This is a genomic window from Klebsiella sp. V115_8 (assembly GCF_029967715.1).
In the GTDB taxonomy this organism is placed as follows: domain Bacteria; phylum Pseudomonadota; class Gammaproteobacteria; order Enterobacterales; family Enterobacteriaceae; genus Klebsiella; species Klebsiella quasipneumoniae.
The window spans coordinates 214151-233248 of sequence record NZ_JASCAR010000044.1; the positions used below are offsets into that span (position 1 = coordinate 214151).

At 59.1% G+C, this 19098-nt stretch carries 20 protein-coding genes; 8 read left to right on the forward strand and 12 right to left on the reverse strand.

Annotated features, from left to right (window positions below):
• Positions 1-96 precede the first annotated feature (96 nt).
• A complete protein-coding gene (locus QLG03_RS22505) occupies positions 97-1335 on the forward strand; it encodes an MFS transporter (RefSeq protein WP_032452827.1) in 1239 nt (412 codons plus the stop codon).
• Here the strand turns inward: QLG03_RS22505 and hpxE are convergent.
• Both hpxE and hpxD read right to left on the reverse strand, forming a co-directional pair.
• Positions 1312-2286: a molybdenum cofactor-independent xanthine hydroxylase subunit HpxE gene (gene hpxE / locus QLG03_RS22510; RefSeq protein ID WP_072420217.1), complete on the reverse strand. Its 975-nt coding sequence runs from the start codon at positions 2284-2286 to the stop codon at positions 1312-1314. The genes QLG03_RS22505 and hpxE overlap by 24 nt on opposite strands.
• A gap of 11 nt (positions 2287-2297) precedes the next feature.
• Positions 2298-3335, reverse strand: coding sequence for a molybdenum cofactor-independent xanthine hydroxylase subunit HpxD (gene hpxD / locus QLG03_RS22515; RefSeq protein ID WP_255987540.1), 1038 nt, complete (start codon positions 3333-3335; stop codon positions 2298-2300).
• Positions 3336-3460: 125 nt separating this feature from the next.
• On the opposite strand from hpxD, the gene hpxR reads away from it, so the two are divergent.
• Complete coding sequence (gene hpxR / locus QLG03_RS22520; RefSeq protein ID WP_255987542.1) at positions 3461-4384, forward strand: LysR family hpxDE operon transcriptional regulator HpxR; 924 nt, start codon at positions 3461-3463, stop codon at positions 4382-4384.
• Here hpxR and hpxO read toward each other — a convergent pair.
• Complete coding sequence (gene hpxO, locus QLG03_RS22525) at positions 4365-5519, reverse strand: FAD-dependent urate hydroxylase HpxO (RefSeq protein ID WP_171879000.1); 1155 nt, start codon at positions 5517-5519, stop codon at positions 4365-4367. The two genes, hpxR and hpxO, sit on opposite strands and share 20 nt — an antisense overlap.
• A gap of 345 nt (positions 5520-5864) precedes the next feature.
• On the opposite strand from hpxO, the gene QLG03_RS22530 reads away from it, so the two are divergent.
• From QLG03_RS22530 to QLG03_RS22550, 5 genes are all read left to right on the forward strand, one after another.
• Positions 5865-7244: a nucleobase:cation symporter-2 family protein gene (locus tag QLG03_RS22530; protein ID WP_032452824.1), complete on the forward strand. Its 1380-nt coding sequence runs from the start codon at positions 5865-5867 to the stop codon at positions 7242-7244.
• Positions 7222-7722 (forward strand): 2-oxo-4-hydroxy-4-carboxy-5-ureidoimidazoline decarboxylase, encoded by a 501-nt coding sequence (uraD, locus tag QLG03_RS22535; protein ID WP_032452825.1) that lies wholly within the window; start codon positions 7222-7224, stop codon positions 7720-7722. Before QLG03_RS22530 ends, uraD begins: the two co-directional genes overlap by 23 nt.
• Entirely contained in the window at positions 7719-8045 is a 327-nt protein-coding gene (uraH, locus tag QLG03_RS22540; protein WP_032452826.1) for a hydroxyisourate hydrolase, read from the forward strand. Before uraD ends, uraH begins: the two co-directional genes overlap by 4 nt.
• Before the next feature lie 384 nt (positions 8046-8429).
• Positions 8430-8696: a type II toxin-antitoxin system antitoxin HipB gene (gene hipB / locus QLG03_RS22545; protein WP_065812520.1), complete on the forward strand. Its 267-nt coding sequence runs from the start codon at positions 8430-8432 to the stop codon at positions 8694-8696.
• Positions 8696-10018 carry a type II toxin-antitoxin system HipA family toxin gene (locus QLG03_RS22550; protein WP_044523012.1) on the forward strand — a complete coding sequence of 441 codons (1323 nt, stop codon included), beginning with the start codon at positions 8696-8698 and terminating at the stop codon, positions 10016-10018. The genes hipB and QLG03_RS22550 overlap by 1 nt, the downstream gene beginning before the upstream one ends.
• Before the next feature lie 16 nt (positions 10019-10034).
• Here the strand turns inward: QLG03_RS22550 and QLG03_RS22555 are convergent, their stop codons facing one another.
• From QLG03_RS22555 to QLG03_RS22570, 4 genes are all read right to left on the reverse strand, one after another.
• A complete protein-coding gene (locus tag QLG03_RS22555) occupies positions 10035-11327 on the reverse strand; it encodes a glycoside hydrolase family 10 protein (protein WP_044523014.1) in 1293 nt (430 codons plus the stop codon).
• Positions 11328-11561: 234 nt separating this feature from the next.
• Positions 11562-12344 (reverse strand): type I methionyl aminopeptidase, encoded by a 783-nt coding sequence (map, locus tag QLG03_RS22560; protein ID WP_072420205.1) that lies wholly within the window; start codon positions 12342-12344, stop codon positions 11562-11564.
• The gene (locus QLG03_RS22565; RefSeq protein ID WP_002904808.1) at positions 12325-12543 is read right to left on the reverse strand and encodes a ParD-like family protein; all 219 of its coding nucleotides are present in this window, start codon (positions 12541-12543) and stop codon (positions 12325-12327) included. Before QLG03_RS22565 ends, map begins: the two co-directional genes overlap by 20 nt.
• 291 nt (positions 12544-12834) lie before the next feature.
• A complete protein-coding gene (locus QLG03_RS22570) occupies positions 12835-13083 on the reverse strand; it encodes a hypothetical protein (protein WP_004205912.1) in 249 nt (82 codons plus the stop codon).
• Between the two features lie 297 nt (positions 13084-13380).
• Between QLG03_RS22570 and QLG03_RS22575 the strand changes: the two genes are divergently transcribed.
• Complete coding sequence (locus tag QLG03_RS22575; RefSeq protein WP_023289671.1) at positions 13381-15036, forward strand: EAL domain-containing protein; 1656 nt, start codon at positions 13381-13383, stop codon at positions 15034-15036.
• A gap of 33 nt (positions 15037-15069) precedes the next feature.
• Here the strand turns inward: QLG03_RS22575 and QLG03_RS22580 are convergent, their stop codons facing one another.
• From QLG03_RS22580 to QLG03_RS22600, 5 genes are all read right to left on the reverse strand, one after another.
• Positions 15070-16005, reverse strand: a complete 936-nt coding sequence (locus tag QLG03_RS22580; RefSeq protein WP_255987545.1) for an alpha/beta hydrolase-fold protein — start codon at positions 16003-16005, stop codon at positions 15070-15072.
• Between the two features lie 188 nt (positions 16006-16193).
• On the reverse strand, positions 16194-16334 hold the full coding sequence (locus QLG03_RS22585; protein ID WP_023289673.1) for a hypothetical protein: 141 nt from the start codon (positions 16332-16334) through the stop codon (positions 16194-16196).
• Between the two features lie 12 nt (positions 16335-16346).
• Positions 16347-16598: a hypothetical protein gene (locus QLG03_RS22590; protein ID WP_023289674.1), complete on the reverse strand. Its 252-nt coding sequence runs from the start codon at positions 16596-16598 to the stop codon at positions 16347-16349.
• A gap of 428 nt (positions 16599-17026) precedes the next feature.
• Complete coding sequence (locus tag QLG03_RS22595) at positions 17027-17470, reverse strand: PTS sugar transporter subunit IIA (protein ID WP_117137033.1); 444 nt, start codon at positions 17468-17470, stop codon at positions 17027-17029.
• On the reverse strand, positions 17460-18905 hold the full coding sequence (locus QLG03_RS22600) for a sugar porter family MFS transporter (RefSeq protein ID WP_032452833.1): 1446 nt from the start codon (positions 18903-18905) through the stop codon (positions 17460-17462). Before QLG03_RS22600 ends, QLG03_RS22595 begins: the two co-directional genes overlap by 11 nt.
• Positions 18906-19098 lie beyond the last annotated feature (193 nt).

Genomic DNA, 19098 nt, shown 5'->3' on the forward strand with positions numbered 1-19098 from the left:
GGACGAATAATCAATAACTGGAGAGTATGCATCATATATCGTCCAGGGGTAAGCCCCTAAGATGGCCAGGATGTTAATAAACCTGGAGAGATGTATATGACTTCCTGCATAGCTGCTGACGCAAGCCTGACACCCGTCAGGCCTGCCTGGCGTGCCGTCTATGCCCTGGCCCTCGGGGTGTTCGGCCTGATCGTGGCCGAGTTTCTGCCCGCCAGCCTGTTAACGCCGATGGCCAGCAGCCTCGGCGTCAGCGAAGGGATGGCCGGGCAGGCGGTGACCGCCACGGCGCTGGTGGCGTTAGTCACCGGCCTGCTGATCGCCACCGCCACCCGCAATATCGACCGCCGCTGGGTGCTGATGTTTTTTTCCGTGCTGCAGATTGTCTCCAGCCTGATGGTCGCTTTTGCCGGTTCGCTGGCGTTTCTCCTGCTCGGTCGTCTGCTGCTGGGGATCGCCATCGGCGGTTTCTGGGCGATGTCCACCGCCACGGCGATGCGTCTGGTGCCGGCGGCCCATGTGCCGAAGGCGCTGGCGATCATCTTTTCCGCGGTGTCTGTCGCCACAGTGGTGGCCGCGCCGCTCGGCAGCTACCTCGGGGAGCTGATCGGCTGGCGCAACGTGTTTATTCTCTGCGCGATACCCAGCCTGCTGGCGCTGCTCTGGCAGCTGTGGGTGCTGCCCTCCATGCGCCCGGAAAGCGTTGGCACCTTCTCCACGCTGTTCAGGGTGCTGCGCCGTCCCGGTATGCTGGGCGGCATGCTGGCATCGATCCTGATTTTCAGCGGCCATTTCGCCTTCTTCACCTACCTGCGTCCGTTCCTTGAGACCGTCGCGCAGGCCAGCGTTGAAGGCGTTTCACTGATTTTGCTCGGCTTCGGTATCGCCAACTTTATCGGCACCTCGGTAGCGAGCTATCTGCTGAGCCGCAGCCTGCGTCTGACCCTGGCGCTGGTGCCGCTGATGATGAGCGTCCTGGCGCTGCTGATGGTGACGTTTGGCCATCTGAGCGTGCTCGACGGGCTGCTGGTCGCCCTCTGGGGGTTTGCCTTCGGTCTGGTGCCGGTGGCCTGGTCCACTTGGCTGGCCACCACCGTGCCGGATGAGGCGGAAAGCGCGGGCGGTCTGCTGGTGGCCTCTATTCAGCTGGCCATCAGCGCCGGCGCCGCCGGCGGCGGGGCGGTGTTCGATCTGCACGGCGCCAGCGGCGTCTTCACCGGCAGCGGTGTGCTGCTGTTGACCGCGATGGTCGTGGTTTTCACCGCCGTGCGGGTGAAACCGGTCGCCCGCGCCGAACAGCCGGAGACCGGTCGCTTATCCCGCGAGATCGATAACTAAATTGGCCGACAGGCTGCGGGAGCAGCACAGCGCAATATGCTGCTCCGCTGCCTGTTTTTCCGCCTCCGACTGCACGGTATCCCGGTGGTCGACCGTTCCCTCCCGCACCGGCGTCAGGCAGGCGCCGCAGATCCCCATCTCGCAGGAGAGCGGCACGTCGACGCCATGCTCCTGCAGCACCCGGGCGATGGTTTTGTCCCCCGGTACCGGCCAGCGCTCCCCGGTGGAGGCGAGGGTGATGGTGAAGGTTCCGTCCGCCGCCGAGGCCGCCGTCGGGGCGGGCGGCTGGAACGCTTCGCTGTGCAGTTGCGCCTCCGCCCAGCCGGCAGCCAGAGCGGTGTCGCGCACCTGGCTCATAAACCCTGCCGGTCCGCAGAAATAGACCCGGGTGTCGGCGTCCGGCGCGCCCAGATCCTGCGCCAGCCGCAGGCGCGGACTCTGTCCGTCGGCAGAGCAGTGGATCAGGCAGGTTCCGCCGGTGAGCTGGCTGGCGATCTCGGTGGCGAAGGCGGCCTCCTGCGCGCGGCTGACGTAGTAGTGCAGCGTAAAGCTGGCGCCGGACGCCGCCCGGGCGTGGGCCATCGCCAGCAGCGGCGTAATGCCGATCCCGGCGGCGAGGAGCACCACGTGGCCGCCCCCGCGCAGGGGAAAGTGGTTGCGCGGGGCAGAGATCAGCAAGGGCTGCCCCGGACGCAGGGTGTCATGAATATAACGGGAGCCGCCTCGCGACTGCGCCTCGCGGGCGACGCAGAGCAGATAGTGATCCCGCCCGGCCGGGCTGCCGGTCAGCGAATACTGACGGATCAGCCCGCAGGGGAGATGGAGGTCGATATGGGCGCCGGGCGTCCACGCCGGCAGCGGTTGCCCATCGGCGCTCACCAGACGAACGGCCAGATTTTTCGCGCCCTGGCGCCACAGGCCATCGACCACCACCGGGAGTATGTCGCGCATAAGACCTCCACTCATACCAGAAAGAAATCGCCAAAGCCCATCTTCTTCAGCCCGCGCCGGTAGGCGATAGAGCTGCGGTCTGCCGGAATATGCGCCTCCAGGGTCAGATCCAGCGGCAGCCGCTCCGGGCGCTGGGTCTCAACCATCAGGCGATCCTCCTCAAACACCCGCAGGTTGAACGCATGAACGTCTTCCACCGGCACATGCAGGTCAAAATTGCGGGCGATAGGGGCGAACATCCGCGTCACGCGCGACGACACCGGCGAGGCGGTGTTCATGATCACCAGCTTCGCATCGGCAGGGAAATGGATGGTCAGCGTGGCGGTGAAGGGAAGATGCATTTCAAAGTGACGCAGCCACTGGAACCCTTCCGGCGCGCGGAAATCGGAGCTGGCCGGGTAATTGCCCACCGAGCTCCAGTAGTCGGCAACAAAGCCGAACGGTGTCTCCTGCGGGGTGTAGTCCGGCACCTGCTGATTGTCCGGGTCGGCAAAGGTATCAGTGTGGATCCACGCAAAGTGGGCGACATCGAGAAAGCCTTCGACCTGGCGGCCGGCAAAGCCCTTCACCTCGAAGGCCGGGCAGTTGATTTGCTGAAAGCCGGCGTCGTCCCAGTGCGGCATGGTCGGTAACGGCGGCGGATTGTCCGGATCGCAGGCCAGGCAGGTCCAGATCAGCCCGTAGCGCTCCTCCACGGCGAAGCTGGTGAGATGCAGTTTGGCTGGAATGGGTTGCCCCGGACTGGAGGGGATGCGGTTGCAGCGGCCATCCTCGCCAAAGCGCAGGCCATGATAGGGGCAGACGATGCCTTCTTCTTCATGAAACCCCAGGGTCAGCGGGACGCCGCGATGCGGGCAGACGTCGCGGGCGACCACCACCTGACCTTTAATGCGATAGATAACCAGCTGTTCGTCCAGCAGGGTGGCTTTCACCGGGGCGCCGCCAATATCGCAGGCGCGGGCCACCGGGTGCCAGCAGCGGGCCAGCCGCAGCCAGTCCTCTGGATCAAAGGTGCAATGGGCGGGGGGCGTCGGGATGGTTGTCTTCATGATTTCTCTTCCTGCTCACATCGGTGATTGTTTTATTGTTGTGAGATTATTGTTGTCATATTAGGGTGTTCACATCCATCACCATTAATTCACTCTGCTGTTGCAAAAAAGAGTACAGGGTCGCCATGAGTCCATTTTCCCGTTTCGCCCACTATTTCATCGCCGTGGCCCGCTGCGGCAGCCTGCGCCGGGCCGCCGAGCAGCTGCATATCTCCGCCTCGGCGATTAACCGCCAGATCCTGCAGGCCGAGGAGGCCTTCGGGACACCGCTGTTCGAGCGGCTGCCGGAGGGGCTGCGAATGACCACCGCGGGCGAACTGCTGTATGACAATCTGCTGCGCTGGCAGAAGGAGTTTCGCCAGACCCGGCAGAAATTTGATGAGCTGCAGGGGATGAAGCGCGGGAGCGTCAGCGTCGGTATGGTGCAGGCGCTGGCGGAAGGTGGCTTCGCCGCCGCGCTGGCGGAGATTATCGCCAGCTGGCCGTGGCTGGAGCTGGATCTGCAGGTGGCCGACAGCCACACCGTCAGCCAGAAAGTGCGTCAGGCGGATCTGGACGTCGGTCTGATCCTCGATCCGCAGGGGCAGGCCGGACTCAGCGTGCTGGCCTTTGCCGAACTGGAGGTGGGGATTGTGATGCGCCCGGACCACCCCCTGGCGGGGGCGAGGGCTCTGTCTTTGGGCGAGCTCAGCCTCGAGCGGCACATCGTGCCCGGCGCGCCGCTGATCGTTCATGAGCGGGTGGCGCTTCTCTATCGCCACCATGACTTTGCGCCGGAGAATACCATCAGCTGCAATGATATCCGGCTCATTAAGTCGCTGGTGCTGCGCGGCAGCGGCGTGACGCTCCTCAGCCTGCTCGACGTGCTGGACGAGGTTCAGCGCGGACAGCTGGCCTTTATCCCGCTGCGCAGTAAGCTGCTGCGGCCGCTGACTCTGGCGCTGTGCACCGCGCCTTCGCGTCAGCTATCGCGTCCTGCGCAGATGGCCATTCAGACGCTAAGCGCGGTGATTGAATCCATGGCGACCGTCAGCCCAGCGGCCCGCTGAGGATGGTATCGCACATGCCGTTGATAATCCGTTCGCCGGTCTCCTCCCGCAGCTCCTGGTACCAGGCTTCGGTGAGCTGCATATCCTTTCCGTGGGTGATATCGCAGCGCTTGCGCGCCTTCAGTACCAGATCGCGGACCCGGTCGCAGCGCTGGGCTTCATACTCGCGCAGGGCGGTCGCAATATCGCGGGTCTGGCGGAAAACGGCGCCCAGCACCACCGCATCTTCCATCGCCGCGCATCCCCCCTGGCCAATATCCGGGGTGGTGCTGTGTCCGGCGTCGCCCAGCAGCGCGACGCGACCGCGCACCAGGCGGCTGAATGGTTCGATATCGTGGATTTCAATACGGTTGGTGGTCTGCGGGTCGAGGGCGGCGATCAGCTTCTGCACCGGCGGCGCCCAGCCGGCAAAGTAGCGGCTGAGGTCAGCGCGCAGGGTGTCACGATCCTCCGCCAGACCCGCCGGCAGCGGCACATCAAAGAAAAAGTAGAACCGGCCGGCGGAGACCGGCATCAGCGAGACGCGCTTGCCTTCGCCGACAAAGGTGGTCCACTGATCGCCGGGCGCCAGCGCTTCATCTATTTCCACCAGACCGTTCCAGTTGACGTAGCCGGCGTAGCGGCGCTGCGGGGTAAAGCCGAGCACCCACGGACGCAGCGCGGAATGGCTGCCGTCGGCGGCAATCAGCAGATCGCCGCTGGCGCTGCTGCCGTCGGTAAACCACACCGTCACGCCGTCGACGTTTTCTTCACAACGGGTGACGCGTTTGCCGAACTGCACGCTTTCCCGTCCCCAGTAATCCAGCATTTCCCGCTGCAGCTCTGCGCGGGAGACTGGGCAGGGGCGGCTGCCGGTACGTTCGATCAGCGGCGCGAGGCTGAACTGGGTCATGTTCTCGCCGCTGCGGAAATCGCGATACGCCATGCGGCGCAGCGGTCCGCCGAAGGTTTCCATGATATCGCCCATACCGAGGTGGGCCATGCACTTCACGCCGTTGGGCCACACGGAAATCGCCGCGCCGACCGGTTTGATCTCTTTCACCGCTTCATAGACTTCGCAGTCAATCCCCGACTGTTTGAGCGCCACTGCCGCACTTAAGCCGCCGATGCCGGCGCCAATCACGATTGCTTTCATTTTTTTCTCCTTCTCCCGATGTTGTGACTGACTACAGCAATTTGCGTACCAGTTCGCCGGAAGGTGGAAAACCGCCGGCCTGAGGCACAGCGATAGGTCATGACGCACCACATCGGTGCAATGTGACGCATTGGTTGCCTTTTTATGAATCAAAAGTTTCTGTATGTTGCATTAAGAATCTATCGTTTCAGCACTCTGGTTCCGCAGCGGTGGGGTGTGAGACATGACTGGAGTGATTTAACTGATTGATTTTAAAGTATTAATAAATTTATTCGTTCGCGTTGGTCGTCTCTGGCCTGCTTTGTGCAGAAGCTCTTGCACTTCTCTTTGCTACGGGATAACACCATGTCTGACGAACATCACAGCGGCCTGCTTTACGGCCTTGAACAGCGGATCCCACCGCTTGCGGCCTTTTTTAGCGCCCTCCAGCATGTGCTGGCGGGTCTGGTGGGGATCATCACGCCGCCGCTGATTATCGGCGCCACCCTCGGACTTGGCGACTGGCTGCCGTATCTCATCAGTATGTCGCTGCTGGCCTCGGGTATCGGTACCTTTTTGCAGTCCAACCGGGTCTGGGGCATTGGCGCCGGGATGATCTGCATGCAGGGCACCAGCTTCGCCTTTCTTGGCGTGGCGGTAGCCGGAGGGATGTGGGTGAAAGCGCAGGGCGGCGGGCCACAGGATATTATGGCGATGCTGTTTGGCGTTAACTTTGTCGCCGCCCTGGTGCCGGTGATTGTCAGCCGCTTTATTGAACCGCTGAAGAAAATCTTTACCCCCATCATTACCGGCAGCGTGATTGCGCTGATCGGCATCAGCCTGATCAAGGTCAGCGTCATTAACTGGTGCGGTGGCGAAAAGGCGCAGGATTTCGCCAGCATGAGCAATATCGCGCTCGGGGCGGGTACCCTTGGCGTTATCGTTCTGCTGAGCTGCGCCAAAAACCGCTGGCTGCGGCTCTCCTCGGTGGTGGTGGGCATTGCCGTGGGCTGTGTGGCGGCAGGGCTGAGCGGTCAGTTCCACCTTCACAGCCTGGGCGACACCCTGTTTCGCCTGCCGACGCTGTTTCCGTTCGGCTTTCAGTTTAACAGCGCGATTTTTCTGCCGGTGGCGCTGGTGTCGCTGGTCTGTATTCTGGAGGCGGTGGGCGATCTGACGGCCAACTCGCTGATTTCGCAACAGTCTGTTGACGATCGCGCTTTCCGCAACCGGTTGAAGGGCGGTATCCTGGCGGACGGCGTCAGCTGCATGGTGGCCGCGATGCTCAGCGCCTTTCCGAACACGACTTTCGCGCAGAACAACGGCGTGATCCAGATGACCGGGGTGGCCAGCCGCTATGTCGGGCGCTACATTGGCGTGATTCTGATCCTGCTTGGGCTGTTCCCGCCGGTGGGCGAACTGCTGCGGCAGATCCCGGCGCCGGTGCTGGGGGGCGCCACGATGGTGATGTTTGGCTGTGTGGTAGCGGCCGGGATCCGGATCATTACCCAGAACCCGCTCACTCGACGCGATGTGCTGATCGTTGGTCTGGCGTTTGGCGCGGGCCTTGGCGTGGAGTCGGTGCCGGCGTTTCTCAGCCATTTTCCGCCGATGGTCGGCGATCTGTTCGGTTCGGCGGCCACCAGCGGTGGGCTGGTGGCGATAGCGCTGAACCTTGTTCTGCCGCAGGAGCAGGCGGCGACGAAAACGATAAGGAGTCAGGATGATCGCGCTGAGACAGTTTAACCGTCTGAGTCATGATGAGGCAGTGGCGCTGCTGGCCCCCTGCGTGGCGATCCCGGCCTGGAGCGATACGCTGGTGAGCTTGCGACCCTTCGCCTGCCGTGAAGCGCTGCTGCAGGTCGCCCGGGAAGCGATGGCCGACTGGGGGGAGAACGATCTGAACGCGGCGCTCAGCGCCCATCCGCGGATCGGCGAAAAACCGACCGGCAGCCAGGCGCACGCGACGATGTCGCGCCAGGAGCAGTCGGCGGTGGACAGCGATAATGAAAAGCTGGCGCAGGCCCTGCGGGAGGGGAATGCCCGCTACGAGGCTCGTTTTGGCCGGGTGTTTTTAATCCGCGCCAAAGGGCGCAGCGGCGAAGAGATGCTGCAGGCGCTGACGCGCCGACTGCAGCATACCGCCGACGAAGAAGTGGCTGAGGCGCTTGCCCAGCTGCGGGAAATTACGATGTTAAGACTGGAAGGAGCGATTGGCGAATGAGTACCCTGAGCACCCATATTCTGGATATTTCCACCGGCACGCCGGCGGAAGGCGTGGCGGTCAGCCTGAGCCGGGAGGGCGAGACGCTGGCGAACCTGGTAACTAACGCCCAGGGGCGTATCGCCACCTTCAGCGCCGCGCCGCTGCCGGCGGGGCGCTACTGCTTAACCGCGGAAACGGGGGCGTGGTTTGCCCGCGTCGGGCGCGAGAGCGTTTTTACCCGGGCGCAGATTGATTTTGTCATTGGCGAGGCGACAGATGACCATTTCCATCTGCCGTTTCTGATAGCCCCGGGCGGGTGGTCGACCTACCGCGGCAGCTAAGCCCTGTGCCCGTTGCCGGGCGGCGCTACGCTTACCCGGCCTACAACGTTACGGAGCGGGCAGAGACAGCCCGTAGGCCCGGTAAGGCGCAGCCGCCACCGGGCATTAAGCCGGCAACAGAGCCGGATGCCCGTTGCCGGGCGGCGCTGCGCTTGCCCGGCCTGGATCGTTACGGAGCGGGCAGAGACAGCTAGTAGGCCCGGTAAGGCGCAGCCGCCACCGGGCATGTAAAGGTGTCTCCGGCCACCATTCTTCCTGTTTTATCACCACACAAGGATAATTATACTCATATCCCCACCAGGGGATAACCTTGACATTATCCCCTGTAGGGTATAAAAGCAGATTTATCCCGATAGGGGGATAAACAATGGTGAGGAACAAGCGATGCATTCCCCGCAGATATACAGTCCCGTTCAGCTGGCCAATTACCTGAAACTGCTGCGCCAGCAAAATCACTGGACTCAGGAGGCGCTGGCCAGCCGGATCGGCATTAAACAGGCGACGCTGTCCAATTTTGAAAATCACCCGGACAAAACCACCTTGACCACCCTGTTCAAGATCCTCCAGTCGCTGGGGATGGTGATGACCCTGAACGCCAAGCCGGCCGAGACGGCGACGGCTCCCGATAACACCACGGATCTGGACTGGTAATGGCGACGCTCACCACCTGGATGAACAATGTGCGCGTGGGAACCTTAACCCGCCAGGCCAACGGGGCGCACAGTTTCCGCTATGATGACGAGTGGCTGCGCAGCCCGCGCGCCAGGCCGCTCTCCCTCTCGCTGCCGCTGCAGTATGGCAATATCACCGCCGACGCGGTGTATCACTATTTTGATAACCTGTTGCCCGACAGCCCACAGGTCCGCGACCGGATCGTCAGGCGCTATCAGGCGCGCTCGAAACAGCCGTTCGATCTGCTGGCCGAGGTCGGCCGGGATAGCGTAGGGGCGGTGACTCTGCTGCCGCCGGGAGAAGAGGCGCATCTTGCAGCGTTGCGCTGGCAGACGCTGGATGAGGCGCAACTGACCGCGTTGCTGACCGCCTACCAGTCGGATATTCCGCTCGGGATGGTGACCGGCCAGGACGATTTTCGTATCTCGGTGGCCGGCGCCCAGGAGAAAACCGCGCTGCTGCGAATGGGCGAGCACTGGTGTATTCCGCAGGGCACCACCCCGACCACCCATATCATTAAACTGCCCATTGGCGAGATAAAACAGCCCAATGCGACGCTGGATCTGCGTGAAAGCGTGGATAACGAATATCTGTGCCTGGCGCTGGCCAGGGCGTTGGGCCTGGCGGTGCCGGAGGCGGAGATTATCACCACCCCGCGGATCCGTGCGCTGGCGGTGACCCGCTTCGACCGGCGCTGGGCGCAGGAGGGGCGCGTGCTGCTGCGGCTGCCGCAGGAGGATCTGTGTCAGGCATTTGGCATCCCGTCGTCGATGAAATACGAGTCTGACGGCGGGCCGGGTATCGCCGCGATCATGACCTTTCTGCTGGGCTCCAGTGAAGCCCTGAAAGATCGCTATGACTTTATGAAGTTCATGGTGTTCCAGTGGCTAACCGGGGCAACGGACGGGCATGCGAAGAATTTCTCGCTCTTTCTGCTGCCCGGCGGCAGCTATCGGCTCACGCCGTTCTACGACATTATTTCGGCATTTCCGGTGCTGGGAGGGACGGGACTGCATCTGCGCGACCTGAAGCTGTCGATGGGGCTCAACGCCACCCGAGGGCGGAAAACGGAGATTAACGCCATCTATCCGCGTCATTTTCTGGCGACCGCCAAAGCGGTTAACTTTCCCCGGGATCAGATGCTGGCGATCCTTGACGAGTTTGCCGACCGCGTGCCGCAGGCCATCGAAAGCGCCCGCCGGACGCTGCCGGCGGACTTTTCCGCCCACGTCTGGCGGGCGATCACGGAGAACATGCTGAAACTGCACGCCCGCCTGCAGCAAGGGCTGCAGGCGCGATAGCAAAGCCGAGTGGCGGTTAGCTCTGCGGCTGCCCCCAGCGGCTGCGCAGGTAGTTAACCGCCTGGCGGGTCTGCGGCTGATTGAGGTTGTTTTCGCGGAACAGGATGGTGCCCTGGATCTGCGGCAGGGACTCATTGAGATCGAGCTGCTTTTTCAGCTCCGGCACGCCGCCATCCACCGTCCAGTCAGGCTCATTTTTGGACGGTTCACCCACCTTGTACAGCGCCACGCCAATATACAGCCGGGTATGCGTGGGCTTAACCACCTCGGCCCACCAGTTGGCCAGCACATCATACCGCGCCGCATCGCGGGCAAATGGCCAGTAGATCTGCGGGGCGATGTAGTCGAGCAGTCCCTGCTGCACCCAGCTGCGGGTATCGGCATAGGATTCATCATAGGCGGCCGCGCCACGGGTATCAGACCCCGCTGGATCGTGGGAGCGGTTGCGCCACACCCCGGCCGGGCTTACGCCAAACTCGACGTTCGGATTGAGTTTTTTAATGGTCGCGGAGACCTGGGCAATAAGCTGTTGAGTGTTATGCCGCCGCCAGTCGCCCTTCGAGGCATAGCCCTGCCCGTAACGGCGGAAGGTCTCGTTGTCGTTAAGCGGGGAAGCGGCGGTTTCGGTGTAGAAATAGTCATCGAACTGCACGCCGTCAATCGGGTAGTTCTGCACCACTTCAGCGACGATGCTGGTGATCCAGTCACGCGCTTCGGGAATACCCGGGTCGAGAACAAAGCGGTCGCTGGCGGTGCGGATCCAGTTACGGTGCAGGACAAACACGCTGGCCGGTACCTGAGTGAGGGTGTTATTCAGCTCGGCAATGGTCGACGGTTTGGTGTTGACCGAGACGCGGTAAGGGTTAAACCACGCGTGAACCTTCATGCCGCGCTTGTGCGCTTCATCCAGCATAAACTGCAGCGGATCGTAGCCGGGATATTCGCCGATTTTGCCGGTCAGCATATCGGACCACGGTAGAATATCCGACCGCCAGAGCGCCGTACCGTCCGGTTTCACCTGGAAAAAGACGGTGTTGATCCCCAGGCGCTGCAGATTATCGAGTTTGGCGATCAGCGCCAGCTTCTGCTGCGTGATGCGGCTTTCCGGCGTACTGGCGATAATCGACCCGACCGGCGGCCAGTCAAGGCGCGAGACGGTGGTGAGCCAGACACCGCGTACCGGCTCCCGGTGCGTCTGACCGGCTTTAACAGCCGCGCTCTTCGGCGGCGTGACGAGGGATTTCGGGGCCTTACTGGTGCAGCTGAACAGCATGCCGGCGGCGATGAGCGCCGCGCCTGCCAGCGCCACTTTGCTGGCTAAGGGGAATCGACGAGAATAGCTGATGATGAACTCCCGTGTAATCAGATCGTCGCGTGTAGGCGCTATTCTCTTACGATTCGCCGGTCAGAGCAATTCCTTGTTCGGACTGCGGCCATCAAGAGAGAGGCGTCAGTCGGGCTGCCCCGCCAGAAGGTACCTCAGCATTCCCGGCCCCGGGCAGGATTATCCGTTATGGGCGCCTCGGCAAAGCGAACAGGTAACTCAGCGGATCCGCGACTGCTCGTCGTCGCGCAGCGTCAATACCTCAAAACCGCTGGCGGTCACCGCCACGGTGTGCTCCCACTGCGCGGAGAGTTTTTTATCGCGGGTGACCACCGTCCAGCCATCCTTTTTGGTCTTGATACGACTGTCGCCCTGGTTCACCATCGGTTCAATAGTGAATACCATGCCTTCCCGCAGCACGGCGCCTTCCCCGGGCCTGCCGTAGTGCAGCACCTGCGGCTCTTCATGCATTTCCTGACCGACGCCGTGACCGCAGTATTCTCTGACCACGCTGTAGCCATGGTCCTCGACCCAGCGCTGAATGGCATGGCCGATGTCGCCCAGCGTCGCGCCAGGTTTCACCACCTCAATGCCTTTCCACATCGCTTCATAGGTGGTCTTTACCAGCCGGCGCGCCAGCGGGGAAACGTCGCCTATCAGGTACATCTTACTGGAGTCAGCGATCATACCCGCTTTCTCGAGGGTAATATCGACGTTAACGATCATCCCGGAGCGCAGATGCTCGGTCGCCTTGGGGATCCCATGGCAGACCACGTCGTTAATCGAGGTGTTCAACACATAGGGAAAGTCGTATTGCCCCTTGCTGGCCGGACGGGCGTGCAGCTGGTTGACGATAAAATCTTCCACTCGATCGTTGATTTCCATCGTCGTCACGCCAGGAACGATAAAGGTATCCAGCATGGCAAACACCGATGCCAGCAGCTGGCCGGCATGACGCTGGCGCGCGAGCTCATCGGCGGTTTTAATGATTATTGATGGCATTGATCACCTCCAGCAGACGGTCAGAGCCGGATTTCAGCATCAGCAGTTTGATCTGCTGGTGGTTAAGCTCGGGGTAGAGTTCGCTCATCATGCCCAGACGGATCCAGTATTCCGCCTGCGCATTGACGGAGCGGGACATGGCTTTGCTGGCATCACGAATGTCATCGTGCAGCAGATCGGAGATTTTGACGATTCCCATAGCAACAACCCATATATGATTCGTATATGTATCGTATACCATCCAGCGCGGATTGTCCCTGGCATTTTGTGGCCTGGGCGGCGAACACCATGCAAAAAAGCCCGACCGGCGGGCTTATTTTTCAGCATGTGTTCGGGTTAAAAATTCGCGCTGTTTACCATGGCGAAAATTACCCATTAGGTTATCAGTATGCGGAATGAAAATAACATGATGGCGACGCATCAATATATTTTATGCAGGTGTTAATTTTGCGTATGAATATTCTCCCGTCAGGCCGGGAATCCGGGGGATTTACAGCGCGTCAGTGAGTTTATCCACCACCACTTTACCCGCATTATCGAACTGCGTAATGCGGAAGCTGTCGCTCCAGGAGCGGCGGGTGGTGAAGCGGTCAAACAGGGATACCCGACCTTTACGCTGGCCATCTTTACTTAAAATAACCCATTCGGTCACCGAAGAATAATGCTGACTATTGTCATGACGACTCTGTTGTTCAACCAGGCGATCTTCTTTTTCCACTTTTAAATAATCACGCAACATATTTAACCTCCATAGAAAGTATTATTAACATTACTCCTTTTATTTATTCTTTCAATCAAACTTTTTAATCAATAAAAGTAACTATTAGTGGGCGACCTAAGTGCGAAACTCGCCGAGTTTGTCACTCCCGAAGATGGCCAGGTCCACTACGCTTAACAGGCGTATGCACCGCGCGGTCGGCGCATGCCCGGGCCGGAAAGGCGACCATAAAACACCTTAACCTTGTATTCATTATGGGCGTGATTCTGTTATATCTAATGCGTTTTGCCACGACCGAGCCACAGAGAGCGCTGTACCATGAGTAACGATCACCTGACGGACATTGCCTATCGCCACTTTATTGAAAGTGTTAAAGATTATGCCATCTATATGTTGAGCGCCGATGGGACGGTCATCAGCTGGAACGAGGGCGCCCGCCGGGCAAAAGGGTACCTGAGCGACGAGATCGTCGGCCGCTACTTCGGTCTCTTCTATAGCGAAGCCGAACAGCTCTCCAGGGTGCCGGCAAAAAATCTGCAAATTGCCCTGCGTAGCGGCCAGTTCGAAGGCGAAGGCTGGCGGTATCGTAAAGATGGCTCCCGGTTCTGGGCGCATGTCATGATCAATGCCATCCGCGATGAACAACATAACCTGCTGGGCTTTGCCAAAATTACCCGCGACATCAGCGAACAGAAGGCGATCAATGACCGCATCGCGTGGATGGCGCGCTACGATGCGCTGACCGGTTTACCCAATCGGGTGGAGTTCTTTGAGCGGGTGGAAAAGCTGATCACCGGTAATGACGCCCGCCGCTTTGCCGTTTTCACCATCGATTTAGATAAGTTTAAAGAGATTAACGATCTGCAGGGCCATCTTATTGGCGATCAGCTGCTGCAGCGCGTGGCAGGCGCCGTGCTGAAAACGCTGCAGAAGGAGGAGATGGTCGCCCGCTTCGGCGGCGATGAGTTTGTGGCCGTCAAACCTTTTGCCGATGAAAGCGAGGTGGACGCCTTTGCCACCCGTCTCTGGCACTGCTTCAGCGGTAAGCAGACGTTTGCCGCGACGGAAGTGATCCTCTCCGCCAGCATAGGTATCTCCGTCTACCCGGAGGACGGGACGGATATTAATACGGTACTGAGCAATTCCGATCTGGCCATGTATCGGGCAAAGAGCAGTCTCGACCACAAGATTTGCTGGTACGAACGTGAGATGGACGACAAGACGCGGCAGCGGAATATGATGGCCGCCGACATCCGCCGCGGTATTCAGGCGGGGGAGTTTTCGCTTCACTATCAGGCGATCCGCAACATTAAAGATCGTCGCATCACCGGTTATGAAGCGCTGTTGCGCTGGCAGCATCCGCAGCTGGGGGCTATCCCGCCGGAGGTGTTTATTCCCATCGCCGAAGAGAGTGGCGCTATTGTGCCATTAGGCTACTGGGTACTGGAGCAGGTGTGCAGCGAATCACTGGATAATCGGCTGAATAAAAAAATCTCAGTCAATATCTCACCGGTACAGTTGCGTCACCGCAGCTTTATCGAAAAAGTCCGCGAGATCCTGATGCGAACCGCTTATCCGGTTAGCCTGCTGGAATTTGAAGTGACGGAGACGGCGTTTATCATCAATAAACAGCTGGCGTTCAGCGTGCTGCATCATCTGCAAAAGATGGGCATCAGTATTGCGCTGGATGACTTCGGCACCGGTTACTCCTCCCTGAGCATGCTGCGCGATTTTCATTTCGACGTCATCAAGCTCGACCGTAGCTTTATGCAGGATGTGGAGAGCAATCCTCAGGTTCGCTCGTTCGTGCGGGCGATTATCTCGCTGGGCAACTCAATCAATACCCCGCTTATCGCCGAAGGGGTAGAAACCGAAGGGCAACGGCAAATCCTCGAAGAAGAGGGATGCGACGAAATGCAGGGCTTTCTGTTCGGCGAGCCGGTCGATGTTAAACATCTGCCACGGCAGAATTAACGCACCCGCCGTTGGCTGGTGGGCGCGGGATCGTTACTGATGCGCTAACGTAGGCTGCCCGGAAAGGTGCAGCAGCGCCGCGCGCAGGGAGACCTCGAACATCTGACCGTGCGTCAGGCCAGGGTAGCGCCAGAATAGCACCGTCAGACCGTTGCTGGCCAGCTGCTGCTGGGTCTGACGCAGTACGCCCAGGGAGGCTTCATGCCCGGAGGGCTCGCCAGCGGCGTTTCCGTCGCCTTCCAGCAGATACAGGGACGTCCCGGTAAACGCGGTGGCATCAAGGGTCTGGGTGTCCTTCAGGGGAGACGTCTGCGCCTGGCCAAGCGACGGGCTGGCAGAATAGTAGATCCTGAAAAGGGAGTGGTTTCGCCACGCGTCGAGTACAAACAGTCCGCCGTAAGAGTGGCCCCAGATAGCGCGCTGGCGGGGATCGATTTTCAGGTTAGCTTCTGTTTGCGGAACCATCGTTTCGCTCAGCAGCTGACGAAACAGATCATTACCCCCGGTTTTTCGCGGCGGCAGCGCGGTTTTCCCGGCGCGAGGTTCATGCGTCTTCAGCGGCGGAGTGTAATCCCAGGCCCGGGCGGCGGTATCGAAGGGCAGCGCCGTCTGGTAACCAATAGCGACGATGACCGGTGGGGAACCGGCGGAGAGCTGTTGCAGAAACGCGTCGTTGAGTTTATCCATCACCGCGTTGCCGTCCAGCATATACAGCACCGGGTAACCGGCGGCCGGCGGCGCTTTATCCGGCACCGCGGTCCACACCCGGTAATGGCGTTCACCATCGGCAGAGTCGTACTGGCGCTGGGTAAAATGATAGAAAGCTGACCCTTTATCCGCAATATTCGGTCCCAGCGGCTGCAGATCCGGCCGGGCGAAACTGCCGCTGCTGTAGAAGAGCGCGCCTATCGCCAGCGTCAGCAATCCGTGCGTCTGCCGCGCTGTGATGATCCCTGAATCCTGCTTCACCTCGTCTGTCCCCCTGTTCTCTGTCATCTGGCGTTTTGCCTGGGCTGACACGTTAGCATAGCTTCATTGATAATGGTTCTCATTTCTTTTTATGCGCGCAGTAGCAGGTGGCATGCCGCTGAGGCTGGTGGCGGATTCAGTCCATCAGGAGGAGAGATAGCCGCCTGTTGGCGGCTATGGGAGAAAGGTCAGGAACGATCGTGAAGGGTGCTCAGCAGTTTTTTGACCAGCGGGGTAAGCGCAATAAACAGCAGTGCAATTATCACGACCAGCAAGAGCGCGAGCCCTTTATGGTGAGTGATAAGTACCCACAGCATCGCCAGCGTCATGGGCATGCTCCTTTAATAACGGTATTCACCACCGCTCAGGTGAATGAAATTCAACAGAATGGTCATGACCACCCAGGCCAGCAGCAGAAAGCGTCGTCTGTCGCGCCGCGCTTCCAGGGCGGCGAAATAATTAGCGCTATACCAGGTCGATATAATAATAGCCAGCGTGATGATGACCTGCCAGACCGCTTGACGATAGCCTGTCACGACGCTTATCCCGCGAAAGCAAAGGACGATCGCGATACCGTTAAGCGCGTTACACATCAGCCATCCCCACAGGCTTGCGGGCCGGCTAAATAAATATCCAAATCGTAAAACCAATGTCGTATACACCTTGCCAAAATAATCGCGCTGTAAAATGCATTTTAACCATGAAAGAGGTATTGATTTAAATCAAAACTAATGGGATAGCGCAGGAATTACTGGCGCGCGGCACTCGCGGCCTGATTGCCAAAACAGAGGTTAAAACACTATTTCAATGCTTAAAATTATGTTTTTATTGATGATTTTAGTGTGTCAGATAAGGGGGTCGTATAATAAATAGATTTGATAGCAATTTAATATGCGTTAATTCCCCCGGTTATTATTGTGATTGACGTGATAACGGGGAAAATTAGATTTTTCGCAATGTCTGTTTGCTGCCAGACCAATAAATGGAGGGGCCGGGGGCAGCGCCCCGGCCGGTGGCGCACTTAATGGGGCAGCGCGTTATGCTGGAGGATCTTCAGGAAGTCATTTTTGTCAGAGATTAATGACAGCGCATTCGCGATCAGCTCATCGCTGAATATCGAGGCAATTTCTTTGAGCACGTCAATATGCTCTTTCTCTTTCGCAATCACGCCAATGGCAATAAACATCACGTTGCCGCGATCCCAGATAACGCCATCAGGAAACTGAAAGATCTCAATCCCGGTTTTAAGGATGATATCCGTCGCTGATTTCGGCAGATGCGGCAGGGTGATGCCATTGCCCAAAAAAGTGGAAACCTGATGTTCACGCTCCAGCAGAAAGTGAACGCACTCCTGATTGACATAGCCTTTGGATTTACACTCCGCGCCAATCATGGCGATGACTTCCGCTTTATTACTGGCCTTGCAGCCGATGTGCAGATTATCCAGCGTGATGTTATCGATCATAGCCAACCTCCCTGGTGAGACGAGTGGATTTTTTATCCTCATGATTCGCTGACAGCTCCGCTTCTAACTGCTCCAGCGATTTATTGGAGGTCTCCGGCAGGGCGAACACCACGAACAGAATCGCCAAATAGTTGATGGCCGCGAAGATGAAGAAGACCGGCCCCAGGCCCAGTTTCGCCTGCAGCAGCGGGAACAGGTAGCTGACTACCGCGTTCATGATCCACATGAAAAATACCGAGATCCCCATCGACAGTCCGCGGAATTTCAGCGGGAACAGCTCGGCTAATACCACCCAGGTGATAAAGCCCATCGAGCCCTGCATCACGCCGACGAACAGCGCGCCCAGCAGCCAGATAGCGGTGGCTTTCAGATCGCCCACCAGGGTGTAGTCAACCGCGGCGATAATCAGATGCAGCGTGGCCATAATCGCGAAGCCGTAGATGATGATCGTCTTACGTTTGAAACGGTCGACAAGGAACAGCACGCCAATCAGCATACCGCCGACGGAGAAGACACCGTTCAGCACGTTACAGATCAGCGAGGTACGCTCTGAGAAGCCGGCGGCACTCAGGATTTCCGTACCGTAATACATAATGACGTTCACCCCGGTGGTTTGCTGCAGTGCGGCCCAGGTAATGCCCACCAGCAAAATTTTGAGGATCCATGGCGTTGTGAGGATAGTGGTAAAGGTGTTCTGAGTGCTGTACTTATTGCCGGCTTCAATTTTGATCAGGGTGGAGATGTCGTCATACTCTTTCTGTGCGCGTTCCGCCGGGCGGATCTGTTTGAGAATATGCAGCGCTTCTTCGTGGCGGTTTTTGCTGATCAGCCAGCGCGGACTTTCCGGCGCGCGCCACATACCAACAAACAGGCAGATAGCGGGGATCGCCTGCACTAACAGCATATAGCGCCAGACGTCCGGCAGATGGCCCCAGATGATGCCAATGATCGCGTTAATGGCAAACGCCGCCAGCTGGCCGATAACGATGGCGACTTCATTCAGGCCGGTCAGCTTGCCGCGCATCTCGGTGGGCGCCACTTCAGAAATAAAGGTCGGAGCGGTAACCGAGGCGCCGCCGACGGCGTAGCCCAGCAGGGCGCGGGCAATCAGCAGGGTGGTGATATCAGGAGCCGCGGCGGAAAGCAGGGCGCCGATGAGAAAGATAAAGGAGAGGAAGAGTAAGTATTTGCGCCGGCCGAAGTAGTCGGCAAACTTGCCGCCAAACACGCTGCCCAGCGCGGCGCCGACCAGCAGGACGCTCATCACCAGCCCTTCGGTGGTCGGGGTCAGCGCCATGTACTGCTTCAGTGAGGAAAAGGCGCCGTTGATAACGCCAGTGTCGTAACCGAAAAGCAGGCCGCCGAAGGTGGCCACTAAGGTGATCTGATGAAGTCGTTTTCTCTGTTGCTGGTTCAGGTTTGTTATAAATGACATGGTAGTCCCTTTATTTTGTTGAACGACACAAGATAAAAATACATCTCCCCAGTCAGGATTTATCACGCCTGTGTTGTCGTATCTAACTGAATTAAATGATTTTCTTCTTTGTGTAATTGCTCAGCACATGGCAGGGTACGCTAAGCAATGGCGGTCAAAGAGGTTTACGGCTTGGTGGTGATATGGATGTTGT